Origin of the sequence: Pseudomonas sp. NFACC51 (assembly GCF_900103575.1) — a bacterium.
GTDB lineage: Bacteria > Pseudomonadota > Gammaproteobacteria > Pseudomonadales > Pseudomonadaceae > Aquipseudomonas > Aquipseudomonas fluorescens_Q.
This window is the reverse complement of sequence record NZ_FMXH01000001.1, coordinates 340,363-356,230: the sequence shown is the minus strand read 5'-3', so window position 1 is coordinate 356,230 and position 15,868 is coordinate 340,363. Positions and strand designations below refer to the sequence as shown.

The following is a 15,868-nucleotide window of genomic DNA, read 5'->3' as shown; positions in this document are numbered from 1 at the left end:
TACAGGAAGTCTGCAAATCAACCCTGGCTCACTGGAATCCTGACCACCAGCCCATCCCACTCCTCGCACATTTTCAATTGGCAGCCCAGGCGACTGCTCTCATTGACCTCGAAGGCGCCTTCCAGCATGAAGGTTTCGTCGCTGCTGCGTGCCGGCAACAGTGACTGCCAGGCGGGATCGACATACACATGGCAGGTTGCACAGCTGCAGGCCCCACCGCATTCGCCGTCGATGCCCGGCACCAGATTGTCGACGGCGATCTGCATCAGCGTGCGGCCTGTCTCGGCCTCAACGCTGTGCACCACATCAGAATGTTCGATAAAAATGACTTTCGGCATAGTTCTACTTCCTACTGTTCTGGCAACGGCGTCAGAGCGCTGCGGCAAGTAACGACTTGAGGTCAACACTTTCGTCCGCCAGCACTTGTGGATCGACTTGAACCCGCTCGGCAACCAGACGCTTGCCGACCATGAAGTCCTGCGGCCGGTTGACCGCGTCGACGGACAACACCACCCCCTTGCGCAGGTAAAAGGCGCAGAAGGATTCAGCAGCCATATCGCCCCGCAGCACCAGTTGGTCGTAGCCCTGGGACAGGCCGACTATCTGCAGCTTGAGATCAAATTGGTCGGACCAGAACCAGGGTACGGCGATGTGTGGCAGGTTCTTGCCACAGATCGTATGAGCGGCCGTGCGCGCCTGCTCCTGGGCACTCGGCACCGATTCGATGCGGATGAGACAGCCGAGGAAACCGTTGACGTGTCGGGCGCAGTCGCCAACCGCCAGGATGTCTGGATCAAGGGTCTGCGCGTAAGAGTCGACGACGATGCCGTTGTCGATCTCCAGACCGGCGTCACGGGCCAGTTGGTCATTGGGCAAGATTCCGATGCCGACAATGATCAAGTCGACCGGCAACTCACTGCCGTCGCTTAGCTGCACCGACTCCACTCGCTCGGCACCCTGGAATACCTGCACGCTGGTTTCCGTGCGCACATCCACGCCCCGGCGGCGATGAACGCCCTCGTAGAACGCGGAAATCTCCGGAGCCGCGACCCGCGCAAGCACCCGTGGCGCCGCCTCCAGGACGGTGACCTGCAGGCCGTTCTTGATCCCGACCGAGGCGGCCTCCAGACCGATGTAACCGCCGCCGATCACCAGCAGACGCTTGCCCGCGACGAAGTCCGGCTGCAACCGTTCGATATCCGCCAGGTTACGAATGTAATGGACATTGGGCTTCTGCGCAGCCGGCTCCTCCAGACGACGCGGCCGCCCGCCGGTGGCCAGCACCAGCTTGTCATAGGCCTGAGTCCGGCCGTCACTGAGCGTGACGGTCCGCCGCTCGCGGTCGATGGCACAGACCTGCACGCCGGTCCAGCACGCCACCTGCAACTTGTCGTACGCGGCCGCACTGCGAATCAGCAACGACTCGCGGCTCGCCTCACCGGAAAGGTAGGTCTTGGACAACGGCGGGCGCCGATAAGGAAGCTCGGGCTCATCGCCGATCAGGATAATCCGGCCGGGATAGCCGTTCTGACGCAGCGTAGCCACCAGCTCGGCAGCTGCATGACCGGCGCCGACAATGACGGCAGTTTCGTTCTGTGGATACATGGGGCGGCTCTCTTCGAGATGACTATGGCTTGCATTTTTCAGTCATGCTCGCCCGCTGCCGGAAGCCGCACATCGTCGTTTGCGACGAACTCGTGGCGGCTCCCTTACCTGCCATCCAGGGGTCAGCAACGGGCTCACGCCTGGCTGATCGAGCCGCTTGAACAACGGGTTCTGCCCGGCACAGGAAGGGGCCTCAAGCAGCAACTGAATGACGCACTGGCAGCAGCCCCAGCACGCCTCCCAGGCCTCGTAACCGACATTGACGACCCGCCCTTAACCCGCCGCCGTACAGCCCCAGCACCTGCGCCAATCCATACTGCTCATGGAAGACGAACTCAGATTAGGAAAGACAGGGTGAAAAGGGCCTTGTCGTTGTTAACCAAGACCACTTTCTTGCGCGCCATGCGCAGGCTGCCTTCTTCTCGACGCAGCAGGTATTCGTTGCGGGTGCACCACACGGTGTCGGCGCGCAAGTTGGACTCAAAGACCATGGCATTAGCCGCCACCCGAATCTCGTCACCACTGGCCTCGATGATCTCGACGTTGGACAGCACCCGCCCCAGGCGCGAGCGCGGAGACTGAGTGTGGCGCTTGCCAGTATGGAACTGCTTGATCCGCAGGGCGATGCGCGAGCGGTTGTCATAGATAATCGACATCTGCGTTTCCGGGTCGATGTCATCGCCGTTGGCCGGCACCCAGTACACACCGTCGGTGGTCCATAGAGCCTCCCAGTCGTCGTACTCGTGAGTATCCTGCAGGCGAGCTTCGCGGTAGAGGAACTGGCTAACTTCGACGATCAGGTTTTTTTCCGGGATAACTGCACTGCCCATTTATTGCGCCTCCATCAGGGAGCGGTAGTGGCTCCAGATGCCACGGGTGGTCACTTCGTCGGTAGCGTCACCGATCAGGAAGCCGTCAGCATCGCGGCGCTCACGCGCCAGGCCGCGGCCGAGGTAGTTCCACTCCGGATTGCGGCTGCGAACCCCACGCTGGGTGCGCTCGTACATTTCCGAGTCGTCGGCGAGCAGGAAACCAGCCGGCCCGACCGAGCCCATTGTCTGCTGGCGCAGGCGCCGATTGAGATCGGGCGCGCCCTTGAACTGCAGCGCGGTGACGTGTTGCACGGTCTCGTCGACCGCCAGCGGTTGGATCACGAAAATCTGGATTTCGGCGATGAACAGGTTGGGGAAGATCATGATGTGTGGCGTGCCATCGATCATGATTTCGTTGGCGCGCTCGGTGCCATATGCTTCACGCATCTTGCTCACGTACTCGGGCAGGCGTGCTTCGGTGGTGCCAAACCAGCCCATGGGCTGGCCGATGCGGCGGAACTCTGGTCGCAGGTCGATCTCGGTGTGGCCACCGCCCATGTCCCGGGCCACGGCAGTGGAGTCAGCACTGTACAGATCGCCGATACCGCTGGAGGCGACCTCGAAGATCGAGGCATGAACGAACTGAGGGTGGTAACCATCGGTCTCGTTCTCGACGATGAACTTCCAGTTAGACTTGGCTTTGTGCTGCAGGAAGCCGGCAGTGATTTCCACCTCACCCTCGGGCGACGTCACCACCAGCGCATCGAGCGCGCCACGGGCCGCACCCAGGTGCTCCTCCAGCGTCGGCCCCTCCACGGCCATGCTGCCGAACACAAAGCCCTGGTAAATGCCGATGCGCGCCACCTTGCCCAAGCCCAGAGTGCTTCGGTCGGTGCCTTCGTAGCCGGCCGCGAACGGATAACCGCGCAAGCTACCGGTATTGGAGAAGGTCCAACCGTGATAGGGGCAGGTGAATGACTTGCGATTACCCGCATGCTCCAGGCACACCTGGTTGCCTCGATGCGGGCAACGGTTGAGTAGCAGATGGACCTGCCCCTCCCCGTCGCGGGTCATGATCACCGGCTGCGGGCCGATCGACTTGACCACGAAATCGTTGAGTTTGGGAACCTCGCTGACATGGCCAACGTAAACCCAGGTGCGGTACCAGATCCGTTCCAACTCGAGCTGGAAGAGCTCTTCGTCGGTGTAGACCGAGCCATGCACGCGGTCATGCTGGACCAGGTCATCCCAGTTACGGGTGGGAATTAATGTCGTCATCGCGAACCTCTGAAGGGGAGTGAAGACTCGATAGCCGGCACTGTATCGATGCCCCCGAAAACCCAGATCGTCGCTTTCGACGAATTCCCCAACACCCGCACCAGACAGTCCAGTCGCCGCCCACTAACTGCTCAACTGAACGACCCTTTTCTTAACCTCTTCAATACGACTCACGCTCCTGCATTCGCCCCGAAAACCAAGGGCGCCAGGGTCGAGCACACCCCACATTCCCGCTCGTCGGATTCGACGATTTTCAACCACCTGCCGAAATCGGCAAACAGGCGAAATCACTTTTTTATTCAGATAGATAGCAGCAGATCAGCGGCCTTTAAAGATTAACAATGTTATTTTTACACAGTTAACAATACTGAAAAATGCTGTTAATTTGGCCCCACACCCCACTGAACACGATGATCCATGGCCCGCCCAGTCTACTCAGCCGATGAAACCGAGAACCTCCGCCAGACCCTGGTGCGAGGAGCCCTGGAGTTGTACCTGGAAGAAGGTATGGACAACGTCACCCTGCGTCGGATTGCCAAGCGGGTGGGACTGAGCCACACCGTCGGCTACCGCTACTTCGCCAATAAGGAAGCCCTGGTCGCCGAGATGCGTCGCGCATGCCTTTTGGAGCTGAAGGCCGCGGCAATGCCGGCCAACGATGACGAAAGAGATCCGATCGAACGCATCCGCTCGACCCTTCGGGAGTTACTGGCGTTTGGCAGCAGCCAACCAGCCAAATACCGGCTCATTTTTTCTGACACTCAGCCGGATCTCACCGAATACCCACCGCTGCTGACAGAACGCTGGGAGTTTTTCGCCTCGTGCGTCGATCTGGTACAGACCGCCATTGACCAGAAACGCCTGCATGGCAATGCCCTGTTACTTACCCACGGTCTATGGAGCCTGCTGCACGGGATGCTCTCTCTGCACACGGCTAACCAGCTGGTGCATGGCCTGTCTCTGCGCGAAATGGCATGGCCGCTGATCGACAGCTTTCTGCACGCAGGCGATATCGCCCCCCCAACAAAAAACCCGCAGCCACCGACTAGCCAGTCGTCGCATAGCTGATGTAGAGGAGAAGACCTGTGACTATCAATGCCCTGGCTCGCTTTACCGTCCCCCTGGAAAAGCGCGCGGCCCTCGAAAAATTGTGCCGTGTCCCCGGCGCTTCCCCCATGGTGCTTGGACTGCTGATCGCCTCCACCGGCGGCGTGATTGTTGCCGACATCCTGGCCGTGCTCGGCTACTTCAACCTAGGCTGGACCTGCCTGCTCAATACCTTCCTGATGTACTGGCAGTTCACTGTGGCCCATGACTCGATTCACCGTTCAGCGGCGAAGAATCAGAAGCTCAACGACCTGTTTGGCCATATCGGCATGGCCACCTTCGCACCGCAGATCAGCTTGGGAATTTTCCGTTGGGCGCACATCCAGCATCACCGTTTCACCAATGGCCCGAAAGATCCTGACAACTGGATGCACGGCCCCTGGTGGAGCCTGCCGGCACGCTGGTCCCTGCTGGAAATTGGTTACCTGCTATTCATCATGAAAAACCGGGATCCGATCGCCATGCGCCATCTGCGCGGCACACTGCTCAATGCCGCGATCACCCTGACCATAGCCGCGGCGTTGACCTACCTGGGTTACGGCATGCATGTGCTGCTGTTGTGGTTCATCCCCTCGCGCCTGGTCTTCATCTTGGTGGGCTGCGTGTTCTTCTGGCTGCCCCATGTTAAGGACGACGTGGAATCCGCGCAGGACTTGACCCTGGCTACTTCCATGCGCCTGGGCCACGAGTGGTTGCTGACGCCGCTGTGTCAGTACCACAACTACCACCTGATTCATCACCTGTTCCCGACCATGCCCGCGTATCAGCATGTGAAGGCCTGGCAGCTGCTGGAGCCGGAGCTACGACAGCGCAACCTGCAGATTCAGCATGGCTTCGCCATTCAACCCGTCATCCATCTGGCCACCTGAAGAGGAGCCGACCATGAAACGTTGGCAATGCAGTTTCTGCTCACACATTTACGATGAGCGTCTTGGTGATCCGGACAACGGCATCCCTCCCGGCACCCCGCTGGAAGACCTCCCTGACGACTGGATGTGCCCGGACTGCGGAGCCGGCAAGGCGGACTACTTCGAGATTGTATGACTCATCATCGCCCGGGCCACTTTGGCCCGGTGTACCTGCACAAATGCGTTGAATGAGACTCCCCTACGCCCTCCAAGCTGCCCAGAAGCATCCGCCAGAAGCCAAGGAGCGTCATATGCGCAATCTGTCCGTGCGTGCAAAGCTGTACTTTCTGATGTTCTGCTTCATCACAAGCCTCGCCGTCGTAGGGACCGCCAGCCGGCTCGGTATCCACAATGCCGGCCACAGCATGGAAGAGGTCAGCGGCGCGCTAAGTGCCGTTGATGCCTTGGCATCTCTGCGTCACGCGCGACTGATCTCCATCGCCGCCATGCAGGAGGGCGCCAGTTGGCGCCCCGAGGCGTTCGACTCGATGAGCGACAAGAGCGACGCCCTGGCCGAGGCCCACGACCTGTTCAACGACATCCTCACGCGCCACCGCCAAGCCTTGACACAGGCCGAGCTGGCGTTCAAAGCCTACGATACCCAGACCAAAAGCAGTGAAGAGCAGGCCCTGTGGCAGGAATTCAGCGCGCTGTGGAACGAATTCCAAAGCGCCGACCAAGTGCAGACCGAAATCTGCGAGACCCTCGCTCAAGCGAAGAGCTGGGACGACGTACATATTCGCTCGTTGGAGCTGGTAACTAACACCCTACCCTGGGCAGCGGCGATCCACGCCTCCAGTGAGCCGCTGGAGAAACTGCTCAAGCTTGGAGTCACCGATGCCGCGCAGGCGCAGGCTGGCGGCGAGTCGGTAATCGCCACCGCCAACAGCCTGATCGCCAGCGTACTAGGGGCCACCATGCTGATCCTCGGTATTCTCGCCGCCCTGATCGTACGCAGCGTGGTCAATCCGCTGCATCAGTTGCGCTCGACCTTCGAACAGGTGCGCAGCAGCAACGATTTTTCCCTCCGTGCACTTAACCATGGCGGCGACGAGGTGGCGCAAGCCGCCAGCGCATTCAACGCCTTGCTCGAACGGGTGCAGACTGCCTTGCTCGAAGTGATGGTCGGCGCTAATCGCATCGACCAAACGGCCCAACAGACCAGCACCATGGCTAAACAGGTGGCCAAGAGTTCGGTGCAGCAGAACGAAGCAGCCACAGACATCGCCAGCGCGATCGAACAGATGAGCGCGTCCATCGGCCAGATCAATGCCAGTACCCGCGATGCTCACGCCCGAGCCCAGGATGCTGCGGACGCCGCCGGTTGTGGCGCGCAGGCAATCAGCCGCACAGCAGAGGAAACCGACCAGGTGACGCGCCAGGTCGGCCGAGCGAGCGAGACTATCAGCGCACTAGGCAACGAAACGGATCGCATCACCACCATCGTCGAGGTGATCAAGGCGGTTGCCGAACAGACCAACCTGCTCGCCCTTAACGCCGCCATCGAAGCAGCAAGGGCCGGCGAGCAGGGCCGTGGCTTCGCCGTGGTGGCCGATGAGGTACGCCAGTTGGCCGAGCGCACGCGCACTTCGGCCGAGGAGATCCGCGATATGGTCAGTTCCATGCAGGCCTCCGCCCGCCAGGCCGTCGCGGAAATGGCCATAGTGACCAGCCGCACTCGCGAAAGCCAGGCGCTATCGGAAAACGCGGCGGCCAGCATGAACGAGATCCTGCAGAGTGCCAGCCTGGTATCGGAGGGAATCAGCGCGGTTTCCCAGGCACTGATCGAACAGGACCGCACCACCCAGATAATCGCCCAACGGATCGAGGCGGTGGCGCAGATGAGCCAGGAAAATTGCAGCACCGGCGAACACGCCGCAGCGGTCTCCCGCAGTTTGGACGGTGCCGCTGCTGACCTGCGCCAGGCCATTAATCAGTTCAAGGTCTGACCCCCATTAATTCGTCGATTTCGACGACGCCGGGTGAACGTCAGGGGAAGAGGATAATACCTAAGTAACAGTGCTCACGATTCATCGCTCAGGGAACGCCTGAAGAAGACTTAGCGAATTTAGTGAAATGCGCCGATCTCGTTGCCCGGACTTTTTGACGATGCAGACCGTCTTCCGACCGACGCAAACTCCGCGAAACTATATTCACCCTGACAGACCGCATACTGAATTTCATGAAACAAATACAACAAGCGCATAGCCATCGGAGAAAAACCATGAAATCCATATACAACATCCCCCAACGCCCCCACTTCACAAGTTGGCGCTGGTGCGGCTGGGCAGGTTACCTATACTGCATTATCGTCCTTATAGCCTGGGCTGGAGTTGCGGGCTTTTTACCGCCTCCCGCACAGAGCCTTAGCGTAGATGAAACCCATCAATACTATATTGACAACAGCCTTCGCATCCGAATCGGCATGCTAATGATACTTCTATCCACCCCCCTCTATTACATATGGGGCAGTGCAGTTTCCAGAACCATGCAATATGTCGAAGGCCCTAATGGCACGCTTTCCCTCATACAATTAATGGGGGCCTTCGGCACTGTAGTGGCGACCTGGGCCTCATGCGTAGGCTGGGAGGCATCCGCCTATGACCCCGAACTGAAGACAGCACAAGACATAAAATTGCTGGCCGATTACTCTTGGTTGTGGTTTGACACCACAGTCATGGTATCCGTCACCCAGTTTGTTTCATTTGGCTGCCTGTGCCTAATTGATAAAAACCCAAGACCGCTATTCCCCAAATGGCTGGGATGGTTCTCGATTGCCATGGGCCTATCGTTCCTTATGGCGGTATTAATTCCGTTCTTCCGGACAGGCCCATTCGCGTGGAACGGTCTTCTTTGCTACTACGTTGGCCTGTTTGATTTCTTTATATGGATCATCATCGCCACTCACTATGTACTGAAAGCCATTAAGCGCATCGAGCAGGATTCTATTGGCATCGCTTGACTGCAATTGTTTACCGAGCACCATTGATTCCCTGCAAAAAATGATAGAGCGACCGTCCTATTGCACACTCGCGGGCGTGCAATTGGGCTTCAAACTTCCATAACAGAGCGATTTGAAATGGTTGCCAGCATTGAGAAAGTAAAAAACAGACAGTCCAACTACCCGCTCGGAGCACTACACAGCTCTCGCCCAGAGCAACATGAAACTATTCCTACTCGAACAGAAAACAAGCACGCCCCTGGCGAGGAAGGAGTGTTCATCCTTGTCCTGATGGACATGATGTTATTTATGATTATTTTCTGCTCTTACTTTTATGAAAGAGCCAAAAATCCTGACAGCTTCATTCAATCTCAATCATCGTTATCCGTAAATGCGGGAATTTTCAACACGCTCATTCTCTTAACCAGCTCATGGTTTATCGTATTGGCCATACGTAGCCTGTCCAAGCTGAACCGGCGCACCTGCATGGTGTTTATTCTCCTGACTCTAGCGTGCAGCTTGGCTTTCACGATTTCAAAGATCCTAGAGTACAAAGAAAAACTGTCTGCCGGCATAAGCATGCTCACCAACGACTTTTTCATGTTTTACTACATGATTACCGGCCTGCATTTTATGCATGTACTCATTGGATCAATTGTTCTAATCGTCATGTTTTTTCGCATAAAAAATGGCTCATCGGGCGTTCACGGACTTGAAAGCTCCGCCACCTTCTGGCACATGGTGGATTTACTGTGGATTATAATCTTCCCCCTGCTCTACATCATGAGATAGAAAGATGACTTACTCATTCACATCTCGCGAAACTTTTGTCTGGCTGCTTCTGATAATGGCCACGCTAGTGACTTTTTATTTCTCGGGCAGCACGCTTGGCAGTGCGATCACCAGTAGTGAGAGCCGCTTGATCATGATCGCTATTGCAGCATTTAAATGCAGGCTAGTCATGCGGGAATTCATGCAGATCAAGAACATGGCACTGCCATGGAAATTAGCGTTTGATGGCTGGCTGCTGCTTGTTTCCACAATCATATTTATTGGACTCGGCCTAGGCCAAGATTAAACACTTCACCTCCAACACCCCAGTAAAAAAAAGCAATCCAAAGCGTTTATTTATACGCCTCACCGACCCAACCGATCACGCACAAATTGAAGGGGCAACATGAAACCTATCATTCGCAACCCTGCAGAGTTTACCCCAGCTTGGTTAACGGACACCCTTACCAAGGCCGGTGCGCTTACAAAAGGACATGTGTCCAATCTTACGGTGGAGACCGTTGGCACAGGGCAATTGGGCTCTGTCGTACGCCTGACGCCTACTTATGAGGGAGCCGATGAATTTGCCCCCAATACCATTATTGCCAAACTGGCTTCCGTAAGTGAGACCAGTCGTCAAACGGGCGTTGCCATGGGAGTGTATGAAGCCGAAGTACGCTTTTATCAGCAAATCAGTCGCACCGTTGAAATCAGAACGCCACGTTGCTGGTTCGCAGAGTTCGACGCGACCGAAGGCTGGTTCACTTTGCTGTTCGAGGATCTTGGTGCCTACAGTGTGGGCAATGTCATTGAGGGAGGAACCGTCGAGCAAGCACGTCTCGCGCTACAACAACTTGTCAGGTTACAGGAACCTCGCTGGAACGACCCATCGCTCCTGGATCTGCCATGGCTCGCGGACCAGCGACGCACCGTGGGCTTGTTCTCTCTCTTCCCTGGTACTCTGGATGGGTTTTCCAAAACCTTCGCGCCCCTTATCGACCCCGAGCTGATTCGCCTGGCGGAGCGCGTAGTGCCTCGCTCAGTCGAATACATTAGTAGGTTGGACGGCCCCCGAGTCATACAGCATGGTGATTACAGGCTCGACAATATGCTCTTCGGTCACGATAGCGACCATTCGCCATTGATAGTTGTTGACTGGCAGACGGTGCGCTTAGGGTCACCGATGGTCGACGCAGCGTTTTATCTCGGAGCCGGCCTCTCCACGAAACTCCGCCAGCGCCATGAGCAAGAGTTAATCCGTGACTACCACGAACAGCTGCTTGCCATGGGAGTAAGGGACTTTTCTTGGCAAGCCTGTTGGGATGGCTATCGCCTGCATGCCCTGTACGGCTTTTTCATGGCGGTGGGTACTTCCATGCTAGTTCAACAGAATGAGCGCGGCTTAGCTATGTACAAAGCTTCGCTGGAGCGTCACGGCGCGCATGTTCTCGAGCTGAATGCAGAAGCACTCTTCAACTAAAACTGAAGTGAGCATCCGTCGAGAGCTGCGTCATACGTCCGGACAGGCAGCATTCTGTAGCAAGGCGCTGCCCTGTAAATACGATAATAATCAGGAGTGGACATGAACAAGGTAGGTAATAAGTCTTCAACAGCAGCATTTTCCCTAGGACCGGAACACGACCTCCGTCATAAATTAGGTAACGAATCCCATGCGCGCGAGTCGCTGGTTTTCATGTTGCAGCTTGCCGAGGAAAACATCGCCGCTTTCATTTACACCTGGGTGAGCGGGGACAATAAAGCAGGCGCCGCCCTGAGCGTTTACGGTTCCGGCGTGGGCAAAGAGCCCATATTTGAGATTTGCGACGGTATTCTTGTACCCAGTGATATGGATTTTGACGATTGGCACGTGGGTGATGTCCAAGTCCGCCATCGCTTACCGCTTGAGTCTGCGGAAGTTCACTACTCCGGCCAGAAAGCCAGTATCGAATACCAGTTCGAAGCGATGCACCCAGCCTACAACTACGGCTCCAGCCCGGAAGGATGTCCGACCTGGATGGCGACAGACCGTTTTGAGCAAAGTGGGCGCGTAAAGGGCGTGCTTCGCCTTGGCGAGCGCACGATTCCCTTCGAGACGTTTGGTCATCGTGACCACTCGTGGGGGACGCGTGATTGGGGGCAAGTGCAGCAGTCGAAGTGGCTCGAAGCTCAGGCGGGCCCCGATGTGGCCTTGAATGTCTTTCAGTACATGGCTGTTGGCCGCACTGGCTTCATGGGATACATCCAGAAAGAGGGACGCATTGAGCAGGTGACGGACGTGCGGGTCGACTTCACGCTAGACCCGATGTTTTATCACACCGAGATGGCCTTTGTTATCGAAGATGCAGCCGGACGCGTCACCACCGTGCGTACCAAGCTATTTGCCTTGTTTGAGTTCGAAGTCAGCCCCCTGTACACCCTTAACGAGGGTTCGATGATTGTGGAGATTGATGGTGAACCAGGTGTAGGTCACGTCGAAATGGGCTGGTCGAAGGCTTATCTTGATTATCTGCGTCAAAGCGAAAGCTAAGAACCAGGGCTGTAAATAGAGTTTTTGCACATAACAGCAGGATCACCCAACAAGGGGATGCTTACCAGCGCTGGATAGTGGGTTTTTCATGGGTAGTTAGCAGATACCGTGTCAACCACCTGTGTTGGCGCCGCATATTTTCGAACTATCAGCAAACAATCCAGCGCTGTTACACCAAATCGTCGTAACCGACGATTGGCCACGCAGCGGAGATGGCTAGCTTTCGTGGTATCGACTAGATGCAGTCTCACTCGCGTAACCAGACCCCATGCTCGACGCCTACCGACCCCACCGGATGAACGACGAACTCGATCCCTGCGCAACCTTACTCGCCGCTTCGGGACGAAGCAGGTTGTGCCGTACCAGGAGCGCTGGTGCGAGCTGGGCGCAACCGACCGAGCGGGTGACTGTTCGACAATTGCTGCCTTACCCGCCGCAGCTGTTCGGGACGTGGAAAAGCGAGCGCCAATAATCGGGCCGACCTACACCTAAACCAACGAACTCCTCGAGAAATTGATCGGACAAACTCTATGATGCTTTCGCCAACACAAGAAAAACTGACTATTCGCCATAAAAAAGGACCTCTCGCGATGACGACCGAACGCTCGGCAAGTTACCGAATCCTGCATCTGTGCAACTACTCTGTTCTGATCGTCGCGCTTGGTGGACTACTTGGGTTTGCTGTATTCGCGGGCTTCTGGCCTCCGCCTCCGGCCTACCTCAGCGCAAGCGAAATCAGCAGCTATTTCCGAGATAATAGTTTCGGTATTCGAGTGGGCATGATGGTCATGTTCGTCTGTATGCCCTTCTACCTGACCTGGACTGCGGTCATGGCCAAAATCATGGAACGCATCCTGACGGACTCCATGAGCGTTCTCTCGCAGGTGGTGCGTACTAGCGGCGTAGCTGCCATGTTGACTTTGATGCTGCCTGCACTCTACTGGATGACCGCCGCCTTTCGGCCCGACAGCCGCTCCGATGGGGAGATCCAGATGCTCTACGACCTAGGCTGGTTCATGTTCGATCCACCCTTTGTGATCTTTGCGATCGAGTGGTGCGCCATTGGCATCTGCATGCTGATGGACAAGCGGGAGCAGCCCCTATTTCCATCCTGGATCGCGTGGTTGGGTTTCTTCACCTGCGCAACTTTCATCTCGGTCCTACTGATTCCTTTCCTGACCACCGGCATCTTTGCATGGCACGGCCTGATCACCTTCTGGCTCGTGTTCGTGACGTTCTTCGTCTACCTCTTTTGCCTTGTGCCGTTGACCCGGAAGGCTTTGTTGCGACTCGAAGCGGAAGATCGGGGGAAGAATTGAAGTTAATTCCGTCACGGCAGCGTGTTACCGCCTGGCTCATCTCGCCCCCCATGTGCACGCCACAAGTCCGTCGCCTGCCGGGTTTGGAAGGTATCTGGGTATTCGTCGGCCTGGACATGATGATCTTCGCGCTGCTGTTCGGCTCATTCATGGTCGAACGTCTAAAGAATCCCGACACCTTCGAGGCTTCACGTCAGGCTCTAAACCTCCACTTTGGAGGAGGCAACACGCTGATCTTACTGACCAGTTCCTGGTGCATGGTCCGCGCCGTCCAGGCGGCGCGCCGGCGCACCGCGGTCGGTCCGTGGCTGGCGGCCGCCCTCGCCAGCGGCATCGCGTTTGGCATTTCGAAAATCTTTGAATACATGGGGAAGATTCATGCCGGCTACACCATGCTGACCAACGACTTCTTCATGTTCTATTTCGCGCTGACCGGCATCCACCTCCTGCATGTCGTCGCCGGCTGCGTGGCGCTTGCCGTGTTCTGGACACACGCTCGGGCGGGGACATACGCCAGAGACAGCAACCTGGTAGGTATCGAGAGCATGGGAATCTACTGGCACATGGTCGATTTGCTTTGGATCGTCCTTTTCCCGCTACTTTATCTCATGAGGTAATACATGGACCGCGCACAACAATGGGTGACCAGCGTGTGGTTGTTGCTGAGCATCGCGACGATCGTCACGACCTGGGGCTTGTCGAAAGACAGCGTCACCGCAGCGACCGCCACGATCGCGACGATATTGATTGCCGCCTGGAAGGTGCGTATGGTCCTGCTCCACTTCATGGAACTGGATCACGCCCCCTGGGGGGTGCGGCTCTTGTTCGAAAGCTGGACGGTGCTGGTGGCCGTCGTCATCCTCGTTCCCTATTTCCTTGCTCCGCTGTTGGCGTGACGCGCGCCAATGACCGCTCTGCTCGAAAAGTCTGACCCATTCTTCAGATCATGACCTGCGAACACAGAATCTCGATCTGCGCCTTGGTTCAGCCCTGTTTAGCCAGAATCTGGTCGTCCTTCTCGCCGGCGCGAACGGGACCATGGGCCACGCGTGGAGGAGTAACGCTGGACAGCCTGCGCGGTCGACTCGAACGAAATGGCCACCACCTGCCAGGAAGCCAAACAGCCAGTCAACCTGCTGTCCCGGGCGGACTGCCCTCCCCCGAAGAATTGAAGCGCCTGGGCGTTAGACGACTCAGTGCGAGTTCAAGAATCGCCGACCTCTCACACCACCGTCCAAACGAACTTGCTCAAGCTTAATGACGCGATAGAGGCGACGCATGCCGGAGAGGAAGCGATCCTCAGGCTTGCGTGGGGCATTTCGCCTATAAGCCATAGTTGTGCTCATCCTCAACACTACCTGTTTCGCGTCGCGCAAACGCCAGTCGCCGTCGCCGTCGCCGCAGTGAGCTTCGCCCAGATACCACTTCCATCCGTCGAAACTTAGTGTATGAGTGGTACTACCCCCCTCCGCGCCTTTGGTAGTAGGCGCCTTTGTACAATTGACGCTTCTGGTCAGCCCTCCCAATACTTCACGCCGCAAAACCAGCCAGTCACAACAATAATAATTACTGCCGGGCGCCTAGATGCGCCGATGAGACAAGGAGTTCTTAGATGCTTGGTTACTATGCGCAATACAGCAAGGAATACATCACAACCCTGATGGTGGTGACCACCTTCTTCTTTGCCTTACCCATCTTTTTCGCCCCGCTCCAATGGGCCCGGCTCATGCGCTGGACCGTCCCCGAACACGAACACCTGGCTATCTATTTCGGTCGTTGCCTCGGTGCATTCATCCTTGTCGTTGAAGTAGCGATGTTACGCTCGGCCACCACAGGCACCAGTTTCAGCTATGCCTTCGATATACTTTTCGTCGTCTTCACGCTGATGTTCGTTGTGCATGTCTACGGCGCAATCAAGAAGATCCAGCCTATTACCGAAACACTGGAAATCGGTTTCTGGATGATCCTCTTCGTACTCAATATTTTGTTCTACCCCACCCCCAACATCACGCTGTAAACCTTCGCCGGACCGCGGTCGGAAGTTTGCCGGTCGCCGTTCAACCCCATTGAAAGTCCGCATTGCCTGGCGCCTTCGCGTCGGCGGCCCCGTGTCCGCCGAACGCTGCGCCATGGTCAGTTCAAGGGGTGAACATGATCCAATCCAGGGAAGACGCCGTGCTCAAGCCGGTGCTCAAGGAATTAGTGCGCGACCTGCTCCTGCAGGCCACCGGACTGGCCCCGGCTTCGCTGAACGATGAGGCGCCGTTTCATGAGATCGGCCTGACCTCCCTGGCGATCCTCGACTTCAACGAGCGAATCCAGCCGGTGTTCCTCGGCCTCAACAAGACCTTGCTCTTCGACTGGCGGTGTGGTCGAGCACCTGCTGCGCGAGCATCCCGAGGCCTGCAACCGCTACTTGCAACTGCAGCTATAGAACATACGCCTTCCCCTGTGCCTCCACATTTTCCAGCCCGAGGGCTTGATCGATCGCGCTCAGTGCGCGCAGCATGCACGGTCGGCACGCTTGAGATCGTCTTGTGAGGTGGCGGATGTCACCGGACCGGTGATCGTGAGATTGCCTTTGCGCAGCAGCTGGCCAC

General features: G+C 57.0%; 18 protein-coding genes and 1 pseudogene. 15 read left to right on the top strand and 4 right to left on the bottom strand.

Translation table 11 applies throughout. From position 1 onward, the window contains the following. Nucleotides 1–17 precede the first annotated feature (17 nt). From BLT00_RS01665 to BLT00_RS01650, 4 genes are all read right to left on the bottom strand, one after another. Nucleotides 18–338: a 2Fe-2S iron-sulfur cluster-binding protein gene (locus BLT00_RS01665; protein ID WP_092142520.1), complete on the bottom strand. Its 321-nt coding sequence runs from the start codon at nt 336–338 to the stop codon at nt 18–20. A 31-nt stretch (nt 339–369) separates the two neighbouring features. After that, on the bottom strand, nt 370–1,605 hold the full coding sequence (locus BLT00_RS01660) for an NAD(P)/FAD-dependent oxidoreductase (protein ID WP_092142523.1): 1,236 nt from the start codon (nt 1,603–1,605) through the stop codon (nt 370–372). A gap of 335 nt (nt 1,606–1,940) precedes the next feature. Beyond that, nucleotides 1,941–2,435, bottom strand: coding sequence for an aromatic-ring-hydroxylating dioxygenase subunit beta (locus BLT00_RS01655; protein ID WP_063321852.1), 495 nt, complete (start codon nt 2,433–2,435; stop codon nt 1,941–1,943). Further along, nucleotides 2,436–3,695 carry an aromatic ring-hydroxylating oxygenase subunit alpha gene (locus BLT00_RS01650; protein ID WP_092142526.1) on the bottom strand — a complete coding sequence of 420 codons (1,260 nt, stop codon included), beginning with the start codon at nt 3,693–3,695 and terminating at the stop codon, nt 2,436–2,438. It abuts the gene before it with no gap. A gap of 417 nt (nt 3,696–4,112) precedes the next feature. Here BLT00_RS01650 and BLT00_RS01645 point away from each other — a divergent pair, with 417 nt between their 5' ends. The 15 genes and pseudogenes from BLT00_RS01645 to BLT00_RS01585 all read left to right on the top strand — a co-directional run bounded on the left by BLT00_RS01645 (nt 4,113) and on the right by BLT00_RS01585 (nt 15,809). Next, nucleotides 4,113–4,763, top strand: a complete 651-nt coding sequence (locus BLT00_RS01645) for a TetR/AcrR family transcriptional regulator (RefSeq protein ID WP_063321854.1) — start codon at nt 4,113–4,115, stop codon at nt 4,761–4,763. Between the two features lie 17 nt (nt 4,764–4,780). Next, the gene (locus tag BLT00_RS01640; protein WP_092142529.1) at nt 4,781–5,671 is read left to right on the top strand and encodes a fatty acid desaturase; all 891 of its coding nucleotides are present in this window, start codon (nt 4,781–4,783) and stop codon (nt 5,669–5,671) included. Nucleotides 5,672–5,684: 13 nt separating this feature from the next. Then, entirely contained in the window at nt 5,685–5,846 is a 162-nt protein-coding gene (locus BLT00_RS01635) for a rubredoxin (protein ID WP_063321856.1), read from the top strand. Nucleotides 5,847–5,898: 52 nt separating this feature from the next. Next, a pseudogene (locus tag BLT00_RS32385) lies at nt 5,899–6,801 on the top strand (Tar ligand binding domain-containing protein); the annotation flags it as partial. Nucleotides 6,802–6,831: 30 nt separating this feature from the next. After that, nucleotides 6,832–7,659 (top strand): methyl-accepting chemotaxis protein, encoded by an 828-nt coding sequence (locus BLT00_RS32380; protein WP_371914683.1) that lies wholly within the window; start codon nt 6,832–6,834, stop codon nt 7,657–7,659. Nucleotides 7,660–7,934: 275 nt separating this feature from the next. Then, nucleotides 7,935–8,672: a hypothetical protein gene (locus tag BLT00_RS01625; RefSeq protein WP_092142536.1), complete on the top strand. Its 738-nt coding sequence runs from the start codon at nt 7,935–7,937 to the stop codon at nt 8,670–8,672. A gap of 117 nt (nt 8,673–8,789) precedes the next feature. Further along, nucleotides 8,790–9,443 carry a cytochrome c oxidase subunit 3 family protein gene (locus tag BLT00_RS01620; protein ID WP_092142539.1) on the top strand — a complete coding sequence of 218 codons (654 nt, stop codon included), beginning with the start codon at nt 8,790–8,792 and terminating at the stop codon, nt 9,441–9,443. A 4-nt stretch (nt 9,444–9,447) separates the two neighbouring features. Continuing rightward, complete coding sequence (locus BLT00_RS01615) at nt 9,448–9,729, top strand: cytochrome C oxidase subunit IV family protein (protein WP_092142542.1); 282 nt, start codon at nt 9,448–9,450, stop codon at nt 9,727–9,729. A gap of 99 nt (nt 9,730–9,828) precedes the next feature. Further along, the gene (locus tag BLT00_RS01610; protein ID WP_092142545.1) at nt 9,829–10,902 is read left to right on the top strand and encodes a phosphotransferase; all 1,074 of its coding nucleotides are present in this window, start codon (nt 9,829–9,831) and stop codon (nt 10,900–10,902) included. Nucleotides 10,903–11,004: 102 nt separating this feature from the next. Beyond that, on the top strand, nt 11,005–11,949 hold the full coding sequence (locus BLT00_RS01605; protein ID WP_092142549.1) for a DUF7064 domain-containing protein: 945 nt from the start codon (nt 11,005–11,007) through the stop codon (nt 11,947–11,949). Nucleotides 11,950–12,539: 590 nt separating this feature from the next. Next, complete coding sequence (locus tag BLT00_RS31755) at nt 12,540–13,268, top strand: hypothetical protein (RefSeq protein ID WP_158265798.1); 729 nt, start codon at nt 12,540–12,542, stop codon at nt 13,266–13,268. Continuing rightward, on the top strand, nt 13,265–13,885 hold the full coding sequence (locus tag BLT00_RS01600; RefSeq protein WP_158265799.1) for a cytochrome c oxidase subunit 3 family protein: 621 nt from the start codon (nt 13,265–13,267) through the stop codon (nt 13,883–13,885). The genes BLT00_RS31755 and BLT00_RS01600 overlap by 4 nt, the downstream gene beginning before the upstream one ends. Nucleotides 13,886–13,888: 3 nt before the next feature. Continuing rightward, nucleotides 13,889–14,164: a cytochrome C oxidase subunit IV family protein gene (locus BLT00_RS01595; protein ID WP_092142555.1), complete on the top strand. Its 276-nt coding sequence runs from the start codon at nt 13,889–13,891 to the stop codon at nt 14,162–14,164. 716 nt (nt 14,165–14,880) lie between these two features. Continuing rightward, nucleotides 14,881–15,285, top strand: a complete 405-nt coding sequence (locus tag BLT00_RS01590) for a hypothetical protein (protein WP_092142557.1) — start codon at nt 14,881–14,883, stop codon at nt 15,283–15,285. 134 nt (nt 15,286–15,419) lie between these two features. After that, the gene (locus BLT00_RS01585) at nt 15,420–15,809 is read left to right on the top strand and encodes an acyl carrier protein (RefSeq protein ID WP_092142560.1); all 390 of its coding nucleotides are present in this window, start codon (nt 15,420–15,422) and stop codon (nt 15,807–15,809) included. The last annotated feature ends 59 nt before the right edge of the window (nt 15,810–15,868 follow it).

What these genes read in the sequence shown, in the direction of transcription:
- BLT00_RS01665 (WP_092142520.1), bottom strand. Translation starts at nt 338, where the DNA reads ATGCCGAAAGTCATTTTTATCGAACATTCTGATGTGGTGCACAGCGTT.
- BLT00_RS31755 (WP_158265798.1), top strand. Translation starts at nt 12,540, where the DNA reads ATGACGACCGAACGCTCGGCAAGTTACCGAATCCTGCATCTGTGCAAC.
- BLT00_RS01610 (WP_092142545.1), top strand. Translation starts at nt 9,829, where the DNA reads ATGAAACCTATCATTCGCAACCCTGCAGAGTTTACCCCAGCTTGGTTA.
- BLT00_RS01645 (WP_063321854.1), top strand. Translation starts at nt 4,113, where the DNA reads ATGGCCCGCCCAGTCTACTCAGCCGATGAAACCGAGAACCTCCGCCAG.
- BLT00_RS32380 (WP_371914683.1), top strand. Translation starts at nt 6,832, where the DNA reads ATGGTCGGCGCTAATCGCATCGACCAAACGGCCCAACAGACCAGCACC.
- BLT00_RS01635 (WP_063321856.1), top strand. Translation starts at nt 5,685, where the DNA reads ATGAAACGTTGGCAATGCAGTTTCTGCTCACACATTTACGATGAGCGT.
- BLT00_RS01620 (WP_092142539.1), top strand. Translation starts at nt 8,790, where the DNA reads ATGGTTGCCAGCATTGAGAAAGTAAAAAACAGACAGTCCAACTACCCG.
- BLT00_RS01605 (WP_092142549.1), top strand. Translation starts at nt 11,005, where the DNA reads ATGAACAAGGTAGGTAATAAGTCTTCAACAGCAGCATTTTCCCTAGGA.
- BLT00_RS01615 (WP_092142542.1), top strand. Translation starts at nt 9,448, where the DNA reads ATGACTTACTCATTCACATCTCGCGAAACTTTTGTCTGGCTGCTTCTG.
- BLT00_RS01660 (WP_092142523.1), bottom strand. Translation starts at nt 1,605, where the DNA reads ATGTATCCACAGAACGAAACTGCCGTCATTGTCGGCGCCGGTCATGCA.
- BLT00_RS01650 (WP_092142526.1), bottom strand. Translation starts at nt 3,695, where the DNA reads ATGACGACATTAATTCCCACCCGTAACTGGGATGACCTGGTCCAGCAT.
- BLT00_RS01655 (WP_063321852.1), bottom strand. Translation starts at nt 2,435, where the DNA reads ATGGGCAGTGCAGTTATCCCGGAAAAAAACCTGATCGTCGAAGTTAGC.
- BLT00_RS01590 (WP_092142557.1), top strand. Translation starts at nt 14,881, where the DNA reads ATGCTTGGTTACTATGCGCAATACAGCAAGGAATACATCACAACCCTG.
- BLT00_RS01625 (WP_092142536.1), top strand. Translation starts at nt 7,935, where the DNA reads ATGAAATCCATATACAACATCCCCCAACGCCCCCACTTCACAAGTTGG.
- BLT00_RS01585 (WP_092142560.1), top strand. Translation starts at nt 15,420, where the DNA reads ATGATCCAATCCAGGGAAGACGCCGTGCTCAAGCCGGTGCTCAAGGAA.
- BLT00_RS01595 (WP_092142555.1), top strand. Translation starts at nt 13,889, where the DNA reads ATGGACCGCGCACAACAATGGGTGACCAGCGTGTGGTTGTTGCTGAGC.